This window comes from Nonomuraea longispora (assembly GCF_004348345.1).
Classification (GTDB): Bacteria; Actinomycetota; Actinomycetes; order Streptosporangiales; family Streptosporangiaceae; genus Nonomuraea; species Nonomuraea longispora.
The window spans coordinates 14,369-31,893 of sequence record NZ_SMJZ01000003.1; the positions used below are offsets into that span (position 1 = coordinate 14,369).

Here is a 17,525-nt window from a genome sequence, read left to right on the forward strand (position 1 = left end):
AGGAGCGCATCCCGTGGCTACCATCGAGGTCGTATACGCCCGCGAGATCCTCGACTCGCGGGGCAACCCGACGGTCGAGGTCGAGGTCGTGCTCGACGACGGCAGCACTGGCCGTGCCGCAGTGCCGAGCGGGGCGTCCACCGGCCAGTTCGAGGCGGTCGAGCTGCGCGACGGTGGCAACCGTTACGGCGGCAAGGGCGTGGAGAAGGCCGTGCTCGCCGTGACCGACGAGATCTTCGATGAGATCCACGGGGTCGAGGCCGAGGACCAGCGCATCGTCGACCAGATCATGATCGACCTGGACCGCACGCCCAACAAGGCCAAGCTCGGCGCCAACTCCATCCTGGGCGTCTCGCTGGCCGTGGCCAAGGCGGCCGCCGACAGCGCAGACCTGCCGCTCTTCCGCTACGTCGGCGGCCCCAACGCCCACGTGCTGCCCGTCCCGATGATGAACATTCTGAACGGCGGCGCCCACGCCGACACCAACGTCGACATCCAGGAGTTCATGATCGCACCGATCGGCGCGGAGACGTTCCGCGAGGCCGTGCGCGTCGGCACCGAGGTCTACCACGCGCTCAAGCGCGTGCTCAAGGAGAAGGGCTACGCCACGGGGCTGGGCGACGAGGGCGGCTTCGCGCCCAGCCTGCCGTCCAACCGCGACGCGCTCGACCTGATCCTGGTGGCGATCGAGCGGGCCGGTTACGTGCCGGGCGAGGACGTCGCGCTGGCGCTCGACGTGGCCGCCTCCGAGTTCCACAAGGACGGCGTCTACACGATCGACGGCAAGGGCCTGTCGGCGCAGGAGCTCATCGAGTTCTACGCCGACCTGGTCGCGAGCTATCCGCTCGTCTCGATCGAGGACCCGCTCGACGAGGAGGACTGGGCCGGCTGGAAGGCCATCACCGAGGCGCTCGGCGACAAGGTGCAGCTCGTCGGCGACGACCTGTTCGTCACCAACCCGGAGCGCCTGGAGCGCGGCATCCAGGAGGGAACGGCCAACGCCCTGCTGGTCAAGGTCAACCAGATCGGCACGCTGTCGGAGACGCTCGACGCGGTCGACCTGGCCCACCGCAGCGGCTACCGGTGCATGATGAGCCACCGTTCCGGTGAGACGGAGGACACGACGATCGCCGACCTCGCGGTGGCGGTCAACTGCGGCCAGATCAAGACCGGCGCCCCTGCCCGTTCCGACCGGGTGGCGAAGTACAACCAGCTGCTGCGCATCGAGGAGCTTCTGGACGACGCCGCCCGTTACGCGGGTCGCGCGGCTTTCCCGCGCTTCCGGCGCTAGTTTCGAGCGAGGAGGCGCCGACGCCCTAGCCGATGCGACGGCGGGAGCGCGGGCGCGGTGACCGGCGGCTCCTTACGGTGGCTTCTGCCGGCGGCTCCTCACGGCGACGGGGCCGTCTCCGGAGACGAGGCAACGAGCAGGGAGTGCGGCACATGGCGAAGAGACCACAGTTGACCGGACGGGCCGCCATCCTGGCCGTCGTGGTGTGCGCGATCGCGATGAGCCTGGCCTACCCTGTCCGCGAATACATCAGTCTGCGCCGCAGCATCGCGGAGGCGCTCGAGGAGAAGGCCATGGTGGAGGCGGAGCGGCAGGCCCTGCTGGCCCGCGACCGGCAGAGCGACGATCCCAACTGGATCAAGAAGACCGCCAAGGAGCGGCTGCACTACTGCGGCCCGGGCGAGAAGTGCTATGTCGTGATGGCCCCCGGCCGGGGCAAGGAGCAGGCGGAAGTGAAGCGGCCCGCGACGGTGCCGCCGTGGTACCAAACGCTCTGGGAGTCCGTCGAGGCCGCGGACAAGGACACCGGACGCCGGGCGGTCACCGGGAAGGAACGTGGTGGACGCTGAAGACGCCGAGGTCGTGCGGCGGCAGCTGGGCCGGCCTCCCAGAGGGCTGCGCGGGGTGGCGCACCGCTGCCCGTGCGGCAACCCTGACGTCGTGGAGACCGCGCCGCGCCTGCCCGACGGCTCGCCGTTCCCGACCCTCTACTACCTGACCTGCCCGAAGGCGGCCTCGGCCATCGGGACGCTGGAGGGCTCCGGCCTGATGCGTGAGATGCAGGCGAGGCTGGCCACCGAGCCGGAGCTGGCGCGGGCCTACGAGGCCGCCCACGACGACTACGTCGCCAGGCGCGACCAGGCAGCGCGGGAGCAGGGGCTTGAGCCGCTGCCGCGCGACATGCAGAGCACGGGCGGCATGCCGCGGCGGGTCAAGTGCCTGCACGCGCTCGTCGCCCACGAGCTGGCGGCGCCCGGCGTCAACCCGATCGGCAGGGAGACGCTCGACGCCCTCCCCGAATGGTGGAGTGACGGACCATGCGTGTAGCCGCGATCGACTGCGGCACCAACTCCGTACGTTTGCTCATCGCCGACGTCGGCGATGACGTGCTGGACGACGTCGAGCGGCGGATGGAGATCGTCCGCCTGGGGCAGGGGGTCGACCGCACCGGCAGGCTGGCCCCCGACGCGCTCGACCGTACGTTCAAGGCGATGCGCGCCTACCGCGAGCTGATCGACAGGCACGGCGCGACCGCGACCCGGGTGGTGGCCACGAGCGCCACCCGGGACGCGGCCAACCGGCAGGAGTTCGTGACCGGCGTGCGCGAGATCTTCGGGGTGGAGCCGGAGGTCGTGACGGGCGACGAGGAGGCGGAGCTGTCGTTCACGGGCGCGACCAAGGGCCTGGTCAGGTTGTCGCCCGAGACCGAGGTGCCGCAGGGGCCGCTGCCCCCCTATCTGGTGGTCGACATCGGCGGCGGTTCCACGGAGTTCGTGGTCGGCTCGGAGCACGCCGAGGCGGCGCTGTCGGTGGACATCGGCTGCGTACGCCTCACCGAGCGGCATCTGCGTGACGGCGACCCGCCGGCGGCGCCCGCTCTGGAGGCCGTGGTCGCCGACATCGAGGCGGCGCTCGACCGCGTCGAGTCGGCGGTGCCGGTGCGGCGGGCGCACACGCTCGTGGGCCTGGCGGGCTCGGTGACGACGGTGGCGGGGATGGCGCTCGATCTGCCCGCCTACGACCCGGTCCGCATCCACCATTCGCGCCTGTCCGCCGAACAGGTGCACGACGTGACGCGGCGGCTGCTCGCGATGACGCACGGTGAGCGCGCCGCGGTTCCGGTCATGCATCCGGGACGGGTGGATGTAATTGGTGCGGGGGCGCTCATTCTCGACCGGATCGTACGCCGATTCGCATTTCCGCAGGTCGTTGTTAGCGAACATGACATCCTTGACGGTATTGCTTGGTCCATAGCTCGATAGCTGAAGAAATCCGGACATTTCCGGTCTATGCATCATGTTGAGGGCGCGATCAGTATTGTGCTTGAGTAAAGGTGCATACGGGGGCTTTGCCATATCGCTGTGCACGGAAGGTGCCGGCGTGGCGACCGTTCCCGAGCGCCTCTTCCCTCAAGGAATGGAGCACACTCACATGATGTCTGTTGGGTTGGCACGTAGAGCGGCGGCGATCGGTGCGTCGACCGCGGTGCTGGCCGCCTTGGCCGCGGGTCTGGCCTCCAGCCCCGCCCAGGCGGCGACCATGGCCACGGCCGCCTCCGCCAAGGCGAAGGCGAGCTCGAAGGTCACGGTCGCGCGGCCGAAGGCCTCCACTCGTAGTTACGAAGGTTCCTGCCCGGTCAAGGTGAATTTCTCGGCCAAGGTCAAGGTGCCTGTCAAGGGCAAGACGCAGCTGGCCTACCGCTGGCTGCACGGTGACGGCTCCAAGAGCAAGGTCAAGACGATCAAGCTCAAGGGCAAGGGCACCAAGACGGTCACCGTCAAGCAGTCCATCACCTTCAAGGACGACATCAAGAAGGGCTGGGAGGCCGTCCAGGTCCTCGGCCCGAAGAAGGTCACCTCCAAGAAGGGCTACTTCTCGGTCTCCTGCGAGGCGGAGAAGAAGCTGAAGGAAGTGCGTACGCACCTCGACCGGAACGTGTCGGCGCGTGCCTGGGTCCACCCCAGCAGGTACGTCGGCTCCTGCAACCCCGGTGACAGGATCGGCGTCGCCGGCGTCATCAAGACCGACCGCCCGTCGTGGGTGCGCTACCGCTGGGTCCTCAACGGTGACGTGGTCGACTACGGCAAGGTCAAGGTCCGCGACGCGCGCAAGGTCGGCTTCAGCTTCGCGCCGCGTCACAGCCAGCGTGGCTGGGCGCAGCTGCAGGTGCTCCGTCCGGACACCGCGTACTCCAACCGCGCGTACTACAAGGTCTGGTGCAAGGACGACAAGCCTTCCTTCCCCGCGCCTGACTCCCGCGCCAAGGTGAGCGCGTCCAGCTCGGCGTCGACCACGAACGCGTGCTCGCTGAGCGCCTCCGGCACCATCCGCTCGACCGGCGCCGCCCGGGTGAAGTGGAGCTGGACGCTCAACGGTGCGACCGTGTCCAGTGGTGTGGCCGAGTTCGGCCGTCACGGCGGTTCCGAGCGCGTCTCCCTCTCGAAGGACAAGCTGACGGGCCGGCACGCCCACGGCGGCAATGTGACGCTGTCGGTCACGGGCCCGAACAACAGCGACTCCTCCACGAGTGGCTACGCGCCCTGCAGTGCTCCGGCTCCGTTGCCCAAGGCCACTCCGACCGACTCGCCGTCGCCGGTGCCTTCGCCCCGGCTTGGTGACAAGTAGTCCGAGTGATCGGCTGAACCAAGAACCGGGTGGCGCCTCCTGGCGCCACCCGGTTTCTTGTTGCCACTATAACGCTATGCACAGTAGTGTTCATGCGTGGATAGCAGCCAGCTGCTCAAAGGCGTGCTCGACCTGGCCGTGCTGGCCGTGCTCAAGGAGCGCGACGGCTACGGCTACGACATCGTGCGCAGGCTCAGGGAGGCCGGCCTCCACGAGGTGGGCGACGCCTCGGTCTACGGGACACTGCGCCGCCTGTTCAAGGCAGGTGCGCTGACCTCATACGTGATGGCCTCCGACGAGGGCCCGCACCGCAAGTACTACGGGCTCAACGAGGTCGGCATGAGGATGTACGCCGCCTCGGCGAAGACCTGGTCCTCCTTCTCGGAGACCATGGCATCCCTGCTCAAGGAGGGCCGAGAATGACTCCAGAAGAATACGCGCAGGCCGTACGCGATGCCCTGGCCGATCATCCGGAGCGGGAGGAACTGCTCGACGATCTCGACGACCACCTGGCCGAGATCGCGGCGGAGTCCGGCCTGCCGCTGGAGGAGCGGCTGGGGCCGCCCGGCGCCTACGCCGAGGAGCTGGCCGCCGCCTATGGAGAGCGCCCTGAGCGCCGGCGAAGGGTCCGTCCCGGGCCGCGGGAGCGGGCGCGGAGCGCGCACGCCCTCCTCATGCGTTACACGCCCTACAGGGGCCTTGCGGGCTTCCTGCCGGAGCTGCGGCCGGGGTGGTGGGTGCTGCGCGGTTACGTGCTGGCCATGATCCTGGTGTCGATGGCCGGCGACGGCAGGATCGCCCCCGCGACCGCCGCCGACTGGGCCGTGGCCGTCGCCCGGCTGCGCCGACCCGTCGGCAGGCCCGTCGGCCACCGATGAGGTCACGCCCGAGACCACGCCGGCGGCCACGTCCGGGGCCACGCCTGAGACCACGACGCCCGCGCCGACGCCGAGTCCTGAGAAGACGCGCTGATCGGGCACCATCGGTGTCATGAGCTTCGTACCTCCCGGCACCGGATGGCCAGGCGACCCGGCGACCCCTGACACCCCCGTCGCGCTCGACCCCGCGGACGTGCGCCGCCTGGCCGCCTCCAGCGACACCCTCGCGGAGCTCACGGCCAGGCAGTCGGTCTGCCGGGCCTGTCCCCGCCTGGTGGAGTGGCGGGAGGAGGTGGCCAGGGTGCGGCGGCGCGCGTTCGCGGACGAGACGTACTGGGGCCGTCCCGTCCCCGGCTGGGGCGACGAGCACCCGCGGATCCTGATCACAGGGCTCGCGCCGGCCGCGCACGGCGGCAACAGGACCGGCCGCATCTTCACCGGCGACCGCAGCGGCGACTGGCTGTTCGCCTCGCTGTACCGCACCGGCCTGGCCGCGCAGGAGACGAGCACGCACGCGGGAGACGGGCAGCGGCTCATCGGCGCGCGGGTGGTGGCGCCGGTGCGCTGCGCTCCTCCGGCGAACAAGCCGACGCCGGAGGAGAAGAGCACCTGCTTCCCGTGGATGGCGCGGGAGCTGAGGCTGGTCGCGACGGACGTGCGGGTGGTGGTGGCGCTCGGCGGCTACGCCTGGCAGGCGGTGTGGCCGGCGCTCAAGGACGCGGGCTACGCGCTGCCGCGCAGCAGGCCCCCGTTCGGGCACGGGGCCGAGGTCGAGATCGCGTACGACGGCCTGCCCGTCACGCTGCTCGGCTGCTACCACCCGAGCCAGCAGAACACGTTCACCGGCCGGGTCACCGCCCAGATGCTGGACGATCTGTTCTCCCGTGCCAGGTCATTGGCTGTGTGACGCGTCGCACCATGCCAGGAATGGATTCATCGGACACCCTTGCCGTAGGCTTGTGAATGCTTTCACAAGCAATCCCCAAGGGATGTGGGCAGGATGAACCAGCACATTCTCATCGTCGGCGGAGGATACGTCGGCCTCTACACAGCGCTCAGGCTGCAGCGCAAACTCCACCGTGAGCTGCGCAGCGGCGAGGTGCGCGTCACGATCATCGATCCCCAGTCCTACATGACCTACCAGCCGTTCCTCCCCGAGGCGGCGGCCGGCAACCTCTCCCCCCGGCACATGGTCGCGCCGCTGCGGCGCGTGCTGCCGAAGGTGCACATCCTCAACGGCACGGTGACCAGGGTCGACCACGCCGAGCGCACCGTGACCTTCCAGCCCGCCGAGGGGGAGCCGCGGCAGGTGGCCTACGACGTGATCGTCATGGCCGCCGGGTCGATCTCGCGTACGCTGCCCATCCCCGGGCTGACCGACATCGGCATCGGTTTCAAGACGGTGGGCGAGGCCATCGCCCTGCGCAACCGCGTGCTGCACCTGCTCGACGTGGCCGAGTCGGCCGACGACCCCGAGGTGCGGCGCAGGGCGCTCACGTTCGTCGTCGTCGGCGCCGGCTTCGCGGGCGTGGAGGTGCTCGCCGAGCTGGAGGACATGGCCAAGCACTCGACGCGCTACTACCGCAACATCGGGCCGTCCGACCTGCGCTGGGTGCTGGTCGAGGCCACCGGCAGGGTGCTGCCCGAGGTCGGTCCCGAGATGGGCAGGTGGACCCTGGAGCAGCTGCGCGAGCGCGGCATCGACGTCCGGCTGGAGACCCGCCTGGAGTCGTGCGAGGGCGGCCACGTGGTGCTCTCCGACGGCTCGGAGTTCGACGCGGAGACCCTCGTGTGGACGGCGGGCGTCAAGCCCAGCACGGTGGTCAACGACAGCGACCTGCCGCTCGACGAGCGTGGCCGGATCAAGGCCACGGCCGTGCTGACCGTGGCGGGCACGCAGGGCGCGTTCGCGGCCGGCGACGCGGCCGGGGTGCCCGACGTGACCGACCCCGGCCAATACTGCGCGCCCAACGCCCAGCACGCCGTGCGCCAGGCGAAGGTGCTGGCGGACAACGTCGTACGGCACCTTCGCGGGCAGGAACTAGTGCAATACCGCCACAAGTATGTCGGATCGGTTGCGGGGTTGGGTCTGCACCAAGGCGTCGCGAACGTCTATGGCGTCAAGCTTCGCGGATTCCCTGCATGGTTCATGCACCGCACTTACCATCTGTCGCGGGTGCCGACGCTGAACCGCAAGGTCCGGGTCGTCGTCGACTGGACCCTGGCCCTGTTCTTCAAGCGGGAGACGATCTCGCTGGGTGAGATGGAGCACCCGCGGGACGGCTTCAGGGCCGCGGTGGCGACGACTCGCCGTTAGCCCGGGAACGGCAGCGCCCCGGTGAGTCTCGCCGGGGCGTGGGCGGCGCCCCTGGTCGCATGAGCGGAAGGGGAACCACGGGTGGGGCTCTCAGCGGTGACCGTGCTCGGCGTGGACCGACCCGGCGTGATCGCCGCAGTCACCGGTTCGCTCGCCGACTGCGGGGCGAACATCCAGGACTCGACCATGACGCTGCTCGGCGGCCACGTGGCGATGATGTTGCTCGTGTCGGGCGAGGTGGACGCGGCCGAGCTCACCAAGCGCCTGTGCGCACCCGACCTCGTGGTGACGGCCTCGGCGATCGAGGCGCGCCGCCACTTCTGCGACGACGGCGGCGGTCTCGGCTACGTGCTGACCGTCCACGGCCCCGACAGGCCCGGCATCATCTCCGCCATCAGCGCCGTGCTCGCGGCCGACGGTGGCAACATCACCGGCATGAGCACCAGGCTCACCGGCCGGCTGTACGTGTTGATCGCCGACGTCGAGCTGCCGAAGGAGGTGGACGTGGCGGCGCTCATGCGCAGGCTCGCCGCCGTCGGCGCCGGCCTGGACTCCGAGATCACCTTCCGCCCCGTCGAACCGGACCTGTTGTGACCCGGCCGGCGGACGGAAGGCCCCGCGCGGTGATCGACGCCCCGCACCCGCTGCTGTCCACCTCCGCCGACCCGGTGGACCCGACCGCCCCCGATGTCGTGGCCGCCGCCGCCGATCTGCTCGCCACCCTGCGCCACGAGCCCTCCACGACCGGCCTGGCAGCCCCCCAGATCGGCCTGAGCTGGCGCCTGATCGCCTTTGACGCCGGGCGCCACCCCAGGAGCCGGTCGCGGACCGGAGAGCTCGTGGTGGCCAATCCACGGCTCGCGACGGCCGCCCGCTGGGACCACCTGCGCGAGGGGTGCGTGTCCGTCCCCGGGCTCACCGCCGACGTACGTCGTGCGACGCGCATCACCGTACATGGGCATTTGCCAGGCACGGGCGAGCCGGTCACCATCGAGGCGGATGCCGTGGAAGCTCGTTGCATTCAGCACCAACTGGACCATCTGGACGGTCTACTCTTCTTGGACAGAGTGGTGGGAGCACTATCACTTCACCGCAGTCATCACAGTTGTGACGGCTGATGCGAAGTTGTGCTCCTCGGAAGCATGGTCCGTTTCGTATGATTGCGGCGCCCCCGTAGCCCAATGGCAGAGGCAAACCCCTTAAAAGGGTTGACGTGCGGGTTCGAATCCCGCCGGGGGCACCTGCCATCTTCGCCGCCTTTAGGGCTCTGACCTGGAGGTTCGCCGCGATCACGGGACGGACCTCTTCTGTCGTTTCCCCCTCGATATCGATTTGTTACGGAGTTGTCGCGTCCCCGGCGCTTCGTCGCTGGTGGAGGCCTCGTCCGGAGGCCGCGGATCTCGTTCGCGCACCGGTACGGCCGATTGCTCTCCATGGGAATCTTCTTGAGAGCGCGGTCATATTGACAAACCGTCCGGCTTCTGCTTTCTGTGCTCGCCGGAGTTTCTTAGTGTGAATGGTTGACTACGGAATACAACCGGTCGGCCCTTTTCTCTAGGAAAAGGCACCGCACGCCATCATCACGCACCGGAAGGGCTCCGTCACGGACCCCGCGCACGGGCTCCGGGCGACCGGGCCCGGATGACCTTGCGAGGTCGTCGCTGACCTTGGGAACTCGAAGCCGGACACGTTCGTTGTCAACGCTGCCGAAGTCCCGAACCAACATCGATCTGACGCGTCAGTTGACCAAGGTGCCGCCAGGCCCCGTAGGCTCGGCGTCACAGGAGGCAGCGATGGAGAGCAAGAACCCCGTATTCAGCAGGTCGCGGCAGCAGGCCGCGGGCTGGGGCGGGCCCACCCCGTCCCCCGACCAGTTGCAGAACATGTACGACGCGCCGTCGTACGCACCGCCGGCCAGGCCCGCTCACCGGACCATGACCCTCGATGACGTCGTGGTGCGCGGGTTCCTCACGCTCGGGGTGCTCGTCCTGGCCGCCGCCGCGGCCTGGGTCCTCAACGTGCCGCCCATGGTCGCCATCGGCGCGGCCATCATCGCACTGATCATCGGTCTGATCGCGTCGTTCACGATGAGCACCAACCCGGCGCTCATCCTGGGCTACGCGGTGTTCGAGGGCATCTTCCTCGGCAAGATCAGCGCCGTGTTCGAGGGCGCCATCAGCGGCATCGTGCTCCAAGCGGTGCTGGGCACGGCATTCGCGTTCGGCGCGGTGCTGACCGTCTACTCGTTGCGCATCATCCGCGTCACGCCCAAGCTGGTGAAGTTCGGCATCGCCGCCGCCATCGCGGCCATCGGCCTGCTGCTCGTCAACCTGGTCGTCGGCCTGTTCAACGACGGCGGGCTCGGCCTGCGCACCGACAGCCCGATCGGCTGGGCCTTCAGCATCGTCATGATCCTGATCGGCTGCTTCTTCCTGCTCCTCGACTTCGACGCGATCGAGCAGGGCGTCAAGCAGGGCGCCCCGGAGAAGTTCGCCTGGCAGTGCGTGTTCGGGCTGACGCTCAGCCTCGTGTGGATCTACCTCGAGGTGCTGCGCTTCGTCAGCTACTTCAGCAGTAGCGACTGATCGTTCACCCCGCGTCATCCGGAGGGCTCCGCCAGTCAGGCGGGGCCCTCTCTGTGTGCGACCGAAAATCTACCCGCCGTCACAAAATGATGCCTGACTCAGGGCTTGCCATTCGCACGCTGGTGTTGCAGTGTCAACGAAAGGACCCTTATCCGCGGAGGTGCCCATGTCCTTGAACCACTCACCGGAGACGCAGACGAAGCTCATCGCAAGGGTCCCGGCCATAACGGGACGCGAACTCCCAGAGTGGTTCCAAGCCATCGACAACGGCCCGAGCTTCCTCAGATGCGCCGAGCGGGCCAATTGGCTCGCCGACGAGCACGGGCTCACCCACGGCTACGCCGCCGCGATCGTTCACGAGCACGAGCGGCACCGCCGTAACCGCATGGGCTTTGTCTAAGCCCTACCATCCTCGCGCCCGTGTGCCGCACACGGGCGCGACATCATGAGGGGATGGACGTCGACAAGGCACTCGCCTTCCTCCGCACCCACCATCACGCCATCCTCCTCACCAGGCACCCCGACGGGCGACCGCAGATGTCGCCGGTCGTCGCCGGCGTCCAGGACGCCAACATCGTCATCAGCACCAGGGAGACGGCGGTCAAGACGCGCAACGCCCGCCGCGATCCCGCCGTCTCCCTGTGCGCCTTCACCGACCGCTTCTACGGTGACTGGATCCAGGTGGACGGCACGGCCGAGATCATCTCGCTGCCCGAGGCCATGGACCATCTGGTCGCCTACTACCGCGACATCTCGGGCGAGCACCCTGACTGGGACGACTACCGCGCCGCCATGACGCGTGAGCGCCGCGTCGTCCTGCGCATCACCCCGACCCGCGCCGGCCCCGACCGCCACGGCTAGTCCGCGGGCCGGCGGTTCACCACGGCGACCGGGCGACGGGGGGCTCGCGCCACGCGGGCCCCCTTCATCCGGTCAGCGGTCGTTCCCTTGGAGGGGGCCGGCCACGCGCGGCGATCGGACGAGATCAGGACAGGCGCTCCAGCACCATCGCCATGCCCTGCCCGCCGCCCACGCACATGGTCTCGAGACCGATGCTCTTGTCGTGGTGCTGGAGGCTGTTGACCAGCGTGGACGTGATCCGGGCGCCCGTCATCCCGAACGGATGCCCGACGGCGATCGCCCCGCCGTTGACGTTGAGCCGGTCGAGGTCGATCCCGAGGTCGCGGTACGACGGGATCACCTGGGCGGCGAACGCCTCGTTGATCTCCACCAGATCGATGTCATCGATCGCCATCCCGGCCCTGGTCAGCGCCTGCTTCGAGGCCTCCACCGGCCCGAGCCCCATGATCTCCGGCGACAGCCCGGTGACCCCTGTGGACACGATCCTGGCCAGCGGCGTGATGCCGAGCTCCGCCGCCTTGACGTCGCTCATCACGACGACCGCGGCGGCCCCGTCGTTCAGCGGGCAGCAGTTGCCCGCCGTGACGGTGCCGTCGGGGCGGAACACCGGCGCCAGGGTCGAGACCTTCTCGTAGGTGGTGCCGGCGCGCGGGCCGTCGTCCTTGCTCACCACAGTGCCGTCCGGCAGGGTCACGGGCGTGATGTCCTTCTGCCAGAACCCGTCGGCCAGCGCCTTCTCCGCGAGGTTCTGGGAGCGTACGCCGAACTCGTCCTGCTCCTGGCGAGTGACGCCCTTGAGCTGGGCGAGGTTCTCGGCCGTCTGCCCCATCGCGATGTAGATGTCGGGCACGTCGCCGTCCTCGCGCGGGTCGTGCCACTGGCGTCCGCCCTCGGTGAACGCCTGCGTGCGGGCCAGGGCGTCGGCGAAGACCGGATTCTGGGTGTCGGGCAGCGAGTCGGAGTTGCCCTTGGTGAAGCGCGAGACGGTCTCCACGCCGGCGGAGACGAACACGTCGCCCTCGCCCGCCTTGATCGCGTGAAAGGCCATCCTGGTGGTCTGCAGGGAAGAGGAGCAGTAGCGCGTCACGGTGGTGCCGGGCACGTCGTCGAGCCCGAGCAGCACCGCCACCACGCGGGCCATGTTGAAGCCCTGCTCGCCGCCGGGCAGGCCGCACCCGAGCATGATGTCGTCGATGGACGCGGGATCGAGCTGGGGCACCTTGGCCAGCGCCGCCTGGATCATCTGCACGGTCAGGTCGTCGGGCCGGATCTCCTTGAGCGACCCCTTGAAGGCTCGTCCGATGGGTGAACGCGCGGTTGCGACGATGACTGCCTCGGGCATGGCCCCTCCTTTGTCGGCGCTAATAGTAGAACTATATTCCAGTTCTACGCGCAAGCCCCGACCGGCCACGCTATCCGTACATTCCCGGCGCCGTGGCGGTGTGGTCGTTCACGGCGTGGATCGCCCCCTTCTCGTCACGCCACAACCGCCAGCCGTCCTGGCTGCCGGTGAACCAGGCCGGCGGCGCGGAAGCGGGCGAGACGCGCTTGCCGGTGCCGAGGTCGTATTCGCAGACCGCGGCCGTCGAGTAGAAGCCCGGCGCCTGCCCGCGCAGCGTCAGCGGCTTGGGGTCGGTGACGCAGAACGACCACCCACGCTGCTCCTCCACGGGCACCTGCTTGCCGGTGACGAGGTCGAAGGCCGAACCCTTGGCGTTGTGCTGGAGGAAGCCCAGTTTGTCCATCCGGTCGGGGAAGGCCAGCCACCAGCCGGAGCCGGGCACGTCGGAGGCCGTGACCTGGCCGACCACCCGCCCGGTCTCCGAGTCGAGCCGGGCGAAGCCGCCGTAGGCGCCCTGCCGGTCGACCGGGCGGACGACCGGCGCGTAGCCGGGGTTGCCGCTGGGATAGACGCGTACGACCGAGGGCCGCATCCAGTTGATCGTCCCGTCGGCGATCTCGAGGGAGAACAGCCCGAACGTCGAGATCTTCTTGGTCCGCGGGTTGGTGTAGGGGGCGACGTAGCCGACGAGTTTGCCGCCCGTCGAGCCGAACGCCCACCCGCCCGACATGTCGATGCCGGGGCCGAGCGCCTGCTCGATCGGCTGCTGCCACTGGAGCTTGCCGGTCTTCAGCTCGTACGACTCGATCATGGGGTTGGCGGAGAGCCGCAGCAGCAGGACCCGCCGCGCGTCGGACCACTCCACCTCGGCGATGCCGGGCAGCTTCCACAGTTGTTTGCCCGTGGCCGGGTCGAGCACCACCATGCGGGCCTTGGCCAGGGCGGTGTGCTCGGACAGGCAGACGTAGGGGCCGCAGCGTTGCGGCCCGAACGTCGAGTGCACCGGCCTGGTCCACTTGCGCACCCCGGAGTAGGCGTCGCGGGCGACGAGGGTGGCGTTCCAGGCGCCCTTCTTGGCGGGGTCGAGCGCGACGACCACGCTCTGGCCCTCGGAGGTCTCCACGGCCGCGGGGGTGGAGACGCCCATGCCGGGCAGCCGGCCGGCCATCGTGGCCGGGTAGGCCCACAGGCGCTTGCCGTCGCGCAGGCCGATGGCGACGGTCTCGAGTGTGCCGCCGGGCTTCAGGGACGTGGTGGCGACCACCCCGCCGGCCACCGCCATCCGGCTGACGGCGTTGACGTCGGCGTTGTGCCAGGTCGGGAAGCTCGTCGTGGCCGCGTCGCTGCCGGAGCAGGCGGTCGCGGCGAGGATTCCCGCGAGGGCGATAGACGATTTCCACAGGGGCCGGAGCACAGGCAATTCACTCCAAAGAGGGACGAGGAGTGACGGCTCGGGCTCGGAGGGTGACCGCGGTCAGGCGTCGTTGAGCGGCTCGCCGAGCCGACGGCGGAACAACGTCACCCACTTGCCGTGCAGGCCCGTCGCCCGCCCGTCGACCCGGGTCGCGGTGACCTCGGCGCCGGGCTCCTCCGCGGCCGTAGCCGCCGCAAGGTAAATCGGTTGCAGTGCTTCGCCACGTGCGGGTGTGGGCTCAGGCCACAACCCCAACGCAGCGCACACCGACGGTAGCACCGCGTAAGCGGCCTGTGCGTAACCTCGGTCAGATGGATGGAATCGATCCGGTCCGAACATTTCTGTCGGATTTGTCGCGAACTCCGGCCCCAGGACGTCCGCGAACGCCACCGTGCGGCCGCCCGCGTCCACCACCGCCACCGTCTGCGCCGCCGCGAGCTGGCGGCTCCAGCGCCGCGTCACCCAGCGCAGCGGCTGCGCGATCGGCCGCACCGTGCCGAGGTCGGGGCACGTGCCCACGACCACCTCCGCCCCCGCGTCCCGCAGGCGCCGCACGGCCTTGGTCAGATGGCGTACGGCCGTCGCGGGCGGTGTCTGCGTGATGATGTCGTTCGCCCCGACGAAGATCACCGCCACGTCGGGTCCCATGGGCAGGACGGCGTCGACCTGCTCTCCCAGCTCGGCCGACGGGGTGCCCGACTTGCCGACCACGAGGAGGCGCACCGGCCGCTCCGCCACCGCTGCCAGGCCGTTGGCCAGCAGGACGCCGGGGGTGTGGCCGGGCTCGCTCACACCGAGCCCCACGGACGTGGAGTCGCCCAGCATGGCCAGCCTGAGCGGCACGCCGGAGTAGTCGCCGTACGTGCCGTCGCAGACCGGTCCGTCCAGGCCGTGCGGCTGCCCGATGACCCTGCGCGCGAGCATTCCTTCGGCGATCAGCAGTCCGTACGCCGTGGCGCCCAGGGCGGTCAGCCCGCCGCCCCCGAGCGCCGCCGCCGTCGCGATCCTCCGCGCCGCCCGCGCCACGCCAGCTGCCCACACCACGTACGTGACCTCCTCGGTCGAACTCGGCGGTAGCGTTTGCATGAAAACTAACCGAGGCCCCGCCACCCCCTGGGGACCTCGGCCACAGGCAAGCTGATCAAGCTTCGGCAAAGAAGGTGAACACCTCGGTGCGCGTTTACGATTCCCTGGTCGACCTGATGGGGAACACTCCGCTCGTCCGGCTGCACAAAGTCACCGCGGGAGTGCCCGCCCAGGTGGTCGCGAAGGTCGAATACTTCAACCCCGGCGGTTCGGTCAAGGACCGCATCGCGGCACGCATGATCGAGGCCGCCGAAGCGTCCGGCGAGCTGCGTCCGGGAGGCGTGATCGTCGAGCCGACGTCCGGCAACACCGGCGTGGGCCTGGCCATCGTGGCGCAGCAGAAGGGCTACCGCTGCCTGTTCGTGGTGCCCGACAAGGTGGCCCAGGACAAGATCTCCGTGCTGCGCGCCTACGGCGCCGAGGTCGTCGTCTGCCCGACCGCCGTCTCGCCCGACCACCCCGACTCCTACTACTCGGTCTCCGACCGGCTGGCCCGCGAGGTGCCCAACGCCTGGAAGCCGAACCAGTACACCAACGTCAACAACCCCGACTCCCACTACCACTCGACGGGTCCCGAGATCTGGGAGCAGACCGACGGCCGCATCACCCACTTCGTGGCCGGCATCGGCACCGGGGGCACGATCAGCGGCACGGGCCGCTACCTCAAGGAGGTCTCCGACGGCCGGGTGAAGATCATCGGGGCCGACCCGGAGGGTTCGGTCTACTCGGGTGGCTCCGGGCGGCCCTACCTCGTGGAGGGCGTCGGGGAGGACATCTGGCCGGCCACGTACGACACCAAGATCTGCGACGAGGTCATCGCGGTCACCGACAAGGAGTCGTTCACCATGACCCGCAGGCTCGCCCGCGAGGAGGGGCTGCTGGTCGGCGGTTCCTGCGGGATGGCCGTGGTGGCGGCGCTGCGGGTGGCGGCCACGGCCGGGCCCGACGACATGATCGTCGTGCTGCTGCCCGACGGCGGCCGGGGCTACCTGTCCAAGATCTTCAACGACGACTGGATGGCCGACTACGGCTTCCTGCGGGCCCCGTCCGAGGAGGCGGTGGTCGGCGACGTGCTGGCGCGCAAGGGGGCGGGGCTGCCCGAGTTCGTGCACGCGCATCCGTACGAGTCGGTCAGCACGGTCATCGCGATCATGCGCGAATACTCGGTGTCGCAGCTTCCCGTGATGAAGGAGGAGCCGCCCGTCATGGCGGCCGAGGTGGTCGGGTCCATCGTCGAGCGCGATCTCCTCGAAGCCCTCTATCACGGCAGGATCTCCTCCGACGACACCATTGCCGATCACATGTCAGCGCCGCTACCCACGATCGGCAGCGGTGAACCCGTGGCGCGTGCGGTCGAGGCGCTGGAGAAGGCCGATGCGGCCGTTGTGCTGGAAGACGGCAAGCCGGCCGGCCTGATCACGAGGCACGATCTGCTGGCCTTCCTCGCCAACCACTGAGCCCCGCTCCTCAGGCCGCCGCCCGGCGGCGGCCTGGGACGGGCGGTCAGGGCTTCCTGATCGACTCGATCACGGTGCTGATGCCCTCGTCGCCGCGCCCTTCGGCGACGGCCCGGTCGAACAACGCGTGCACCGCCTTCGGCACCGTGATCTCCAGCCCGGCCTCCTCCAGGGTCTCCACGACGTGGCCCATGCCGATCGCCTGCATGTGCATGGTGTTGTCCGTTCCCGGATGCACCCCGGCCGCGATCTCGGCCGCGATGATCTTGGCGAAGCCCATCGGGCCGTCGCCGCCCAGCTGCGTGAACGTCTCCTGCGCGAACGGCAGGAACTCCTCCGGCGAGACCCCCGCCGCGCGCATCAGGGCCAGGGCGTGCATGAAGGTCGTCAGGCCCGTGAAGAAGATCAGCAGCTGGGCCTGGTAGTACGTCATCGCCAGGCCCTGATCGGCGCCCACGTACGTGACCTCGCTCAGCGCCGCCAGCGTGGCCGCGTGCCGGTCGAGAACGTCCTTGGGGCCGCTGTAGAACGTGTACGCCCCCTGCCGGCCGATCACGGGCGGCGGCACCATGATGCCGCCCGTGATCAGGACGCCGCCGCGCCCCTCCACCCAGCGCGCCGCCGCGCGCAGCTCCTCCGGCGTGCCGGAACTGAGGTTGACCACCACCTTGCCGTCGAGCCGGGCGTCCCCGAGGCTGTCGTACATCGCCTGGTAGTGGGTCTGGCTGACCACCAGCAACCCGCCGTCGGCCGCCGTCGCCGCCCGCCTGGCGCCCTTGGCGACCAGTGGCCCGGCCTTGCTCGCCGTACGGTTCCACACGGCCACCCCGTGGCCCGCGGCGAGGAACGTCTCCGCCATCTTCGAGCCCATCGGGCCCAGTCCCACGACTGTCACATCACTCATGCCCGCCACCCTGCGGCACGGCGCTTCGGAATTCCTTCGGGCACG

At 69.5% G+C, this 17,525-nt stretch carries 19 protein-coding genes and 1 tRNA gene; 16 read left to right on the plus strand and 4 right to left on the minus strand.

Features of this window, described 5'->3' with window-relative positions; genetic code table 11:
- Positions 1–13 precede the first annotated feature (13 nt).
- The 15 genes from eno to E1267_RS01460 all read left to right on the plus strand — a co-directional run bounded on the left by eno (position 14) and on the right by E1267_RS01460 (position 11,277).
- Positions 14–1,291, plus strand: coding sequence for a phosphopyruvate hydratase (eno, locus tag E1267_RS01385; protein WP_132328822.1), 1,278 nt, complete (start codon positions 14–16; stop codon positions 1,289–1,291).
- Between the two features lie 152 nt (positions 1,292–1,443).
- Positions 1,444–1,860, plus strand: coding sequence for an FtsB family cell division protein (locus E1267_RS01390; protein WP_132328824.1), 417 nt, complete (start codon positions 1,444–1,446; stop codon positions 1,858–1,860).
- Positions 1,850–2,338 (plus strand): DUF501 domain-containing protein, encoded by a 489-nt coding sequence (locus E1267_RS01395; RefSeq protein WP_132328826.1) that lies wholly within the window; start codon positions 1,850–1,852, stop codon positions 2,336–2,338. Before E1267_RS01390 ends, E1267_RS01395 begins: the two co-directional genes overlap by 11 nt.
- Positions 2,329–3,273, plus strand: coding sequence for a Ppx/GppA phosphatase family protein (locus E1267_RS01400; protein WP_132328828.1), 945 nt, complete (start codon positions 2,329–2,331; stop codon positions 3,271–3,273). Before E1267_RS01395 ends, E1267_RS01400 begins: the two co-directional genes overlap by 10 nt.
- Positions 3,274–3,457: 184 nt before the next feature.
- Positions 3,458–4,636: a hypothetical protein gene (locus tag E1267_RS01405; protein WP_132328829.1), complete on the plus strand. Its 1,179-nt coding sequence runs from the start codon at positions 3,458–3,460 to the stop codon at positions 4,634–4,636.
- 96 nt (positions 4,637–4,732) lie between these two features.
- Positions 4,733–5,059: a PadR family transcriptional regulator gene (locus tag E1267_RS01410; RefSeq protein WP_132328831.1), complete on the plus strand. Its 327-nt coding sequence runs from the start codon at positions 4,733–4,735 to the stop codon at positions 5,057–5,059.
- The gene (locus E1267_RS01415) at positions 5,056–5,514 is read left to right on the plus strand and encodes a hypothetical protein (protein ID WP_132328833.1); all 459 of its coding nucleotides are present in this window, start codon (positions 5,056–5,058) and stop codon (positions 5,512–5,514) included. The genes E1267_RS01410 and E1267_RS01415 overlap by 4 nt, the downstream gene beginning before the upstream one ends.
- Positions 5,515–5,626: 112 nt before the next feature.
- The gene (locus E1267_RS01425) at positions 5,627–6,421 is read left to right on the plus strand and encodes a uracil-DNA glycosylase (RefSeq protein ID WP_132328835.1); all 795 of its coding nucleotides are present in this window, start codon (positions 5,627–5,629) and stop codon (positions 6,419–6,421) included.
- A 93-nt stretch (positions 6,422–6,514) separates the two neighbouring features.
- Positions 6,515–7,831, plus strand: a complete 1,317-nt coding sequence (locus E1267_RS01430) for an NAD(P)/FAD-dependent oxidoreductase (protein ID WP_132328837.1) — start codon at positions 6,515–6,517, stop codon at positions 7,829–7,831.
- A gap of 81 nt (positions 7,832–7,912) precedes the next feature.
- Positions 7,913–8,425 carry a glycine cleavage system transcriptional repressor gene (locus E1267_RS01435; RefSeq protein WP_132328839.1) on the plus strand — a complete coding sequence of 171 codons (513 nt, stop codon included), beginning with the start codon at positions 7,913–7,915 and terminating at the stop codon, positions 8,423–8,425.
- 29 nt (positions 8,426–8,454) lie between these two features.
- Positions 8,455–8,949, plus strand: a complete 495-nt coding sequence (locus E1267_RS01440; protein ID WP_132328841.1) for a peptide deformylase — start codon at positions 8,455–8,457, stop codon at positions 8,947–8,949.
- A gap of 49 nt (positions 8,950–8,998) precedes the next feature.
- A tRNA-Leu gene (locus E1267_RS01445) sits at positions 8,999–9,071 on the plus strand.
- 553 nt (positions 9,072–9,624) lie between these two features.
- Positions 9,625–10,416, plus strand: coding sequence for a Bax inhibitor-1/YccA family protein (locus tag E1267_RS01450; protein WP_132328843.1), 792 nt, complete (start codon positions 9,625–9,627; stop codon positions 10,414–10,416).
- Positions 10,417–10,582: 166 nt separating this feature from the next.
- Positions 10,583–10,816, plus strand: coding sequence for a DUF4287 domain-containing protein (locus E1267_RS01455; protein WP_132328845.1), 234 nt, complete (start codon positions 10,583–10,585; stop codon positions 10,814–10,816).
- 53 nt (positions 10,817–10,869) lie between these two features.
- Entirely contained in the window at positions 10,870–11,277 is a 408-nt protein-coding gene (locus E1267_RS01460) for a PPOX class F420-dependent oxidoreductase (protein ID WP_132328847.1), read from the plus strand.
- Positions 11,278–11,401: 124 nt separating this feature from the next.
- Here the strand turns inward: E1267_RS01460 and E1267_RS01465 are convergent, their stop codons facing one another.
- From E1267_RS01465 to E1267_RS01475, 3 genes are all read right to left on the minus strand, one after another.
- Positions 11,402–12,619, minus strand: a complete 1,218-nt coding sequence (locus tag E1267_RS01465) for an acetyl-CoA C-acetyltransferase (RefSeq protein WP_132328849.1) — start codon at positions 12,617–12,619, stop codon at positions 11,402–11,404.
- A gap of 70 nt (positions 12,620–12,689) precedes the next feature.
- Positions 12,690–14,033: a PQQ-binding-like beta-propeller repeat protein gene (locus tag E1267_RS01470; protein WP_132328851.1), complete on the minus strand. Its 1,344-nt coding sequence runs from the start codon at positions 14,031–14,033 to the stop codon at positions 12,690–12,692.
- Between the two features lie 60 nt (positions 14,034–14,093).
- Positions 14,094–15,077, minus strand: coding sequence for an SGNH/GDSL hydrolase family protein (locus E1267_RS01475; protein WP_246063327.1), 984 nt, complete (start codon positions 15,075–15,077; stop codon positions 14,094–14,096).
- Positions 15,078–15,205: 128 nt separating this feature from the next.
- Here E1267_RS01475 and E1267_RS01480 point away from each other — a divergent pair, with 128 nt between their 5' ends.
- On the plus strand, positions 15,206–16,576 hold the full coding sequence (locus E1267_RS01480; RefSeq protein WP_132328855.1) for a cystathionine beta-synthase: 1,371 nt from the start codon (positions 15,206–15,208) through the stop codon (positions 16,574–16,576).
- 46 nt (positions 16,577–16,622) lie between these two features.
- Here E1267_RS01480 and E1267_RS01485 read toward each other — a convergent pair whose 3' ends face one another.
- Positions 16,623–17,480, minus strand: a complete 858-nt coding sequence (locus E1267_RS01485; RefSeq protein ID WP_132328857.1) for an NAD(P)-dependent oxidoreductase — start codon at positions 17,478–17,480, stop codon at positions 16,623–16,625.
- Positions 17,481–17,525 lie beyond the last annotated feature (45 nt).

What these genes read in the sequence shown, in the direction of transcription:
- E1267_RS01400 (WP_132328828.1), top strand. Translation starts at nt 2,329, where the DNA reads ATGCGTGTAGCCGCGATCGACTGCGGCACCAACTCCGTACGTTTGCTC.
- E1267_RS01425 (WP_132328835.1), top strand. Translation starts at nt 5,627, where the DNA reads ATGAGCTTCGTACCTCCCGGCACCGGATGGCCAGGCGACCCGGCGACC.
- E1267_RS01465 (WP_132328849.1), bottom strand. Translation starts at nt 12,619, where the DNA reads ATGCCCGAGGCAGTCATCGTCGCAACCGCGCGTTCACCCATCGGACGA.
- E1267_RS01415 (WP_132328833.1), top strand. Translation starts at nt 5,056, where the DNA reads ATGACTCCAGAAGAATACGCGCAGGCCGTACGCGATGCCCTGGCCGAT.
- E1267_RS01485 (WP_132328857.1), bottom strand. Translation starts at nt 17,480, where the DNA reads ATGAGTGATGTGACAGTCGTGGGACTGGGCCCGATGGGCTCGAAGATG.
- E1267_RS01460 (WP_132328847.1), top strand. Translation starts at nt 10,870, where the DNA reads ATGGACGTCGACAAGGCACTCGCCTTCCTCCGCACCCACCATCACGCC.
- E1267_RS01455 (WP_132328845.1), top strand. Translation starts at nt 10,583, where the DNA reads ATGTCCTTGAACCACTCACCGGAGACGCAGACGAAGCTCATCGCAAGG.
- E1267_RS01430 (WP_132328837.1), top strand. Translation starts at nt 6,515, where the DNA reads ATGAACCAGCACATTCTCATCGTCGGCGGAGGATACGTCGGCCTCTAC.
- E1267_RS01390 (WP_132328824.1), top strand. Translation starts at nt 1,444, where the DNA reads ATGGCGAAGAGACCACAGTTGACCGGACGGGCCGCCATCCTGGCCGTC.
- E1267_RS01450 (WP_132328843.1), top strand. Translation starts at nt 9,625, where the DNA reads ATGGAGAGCAAGAACCCCGTATTCAGCAGGTCGCGGCAGCAGGCCGCG.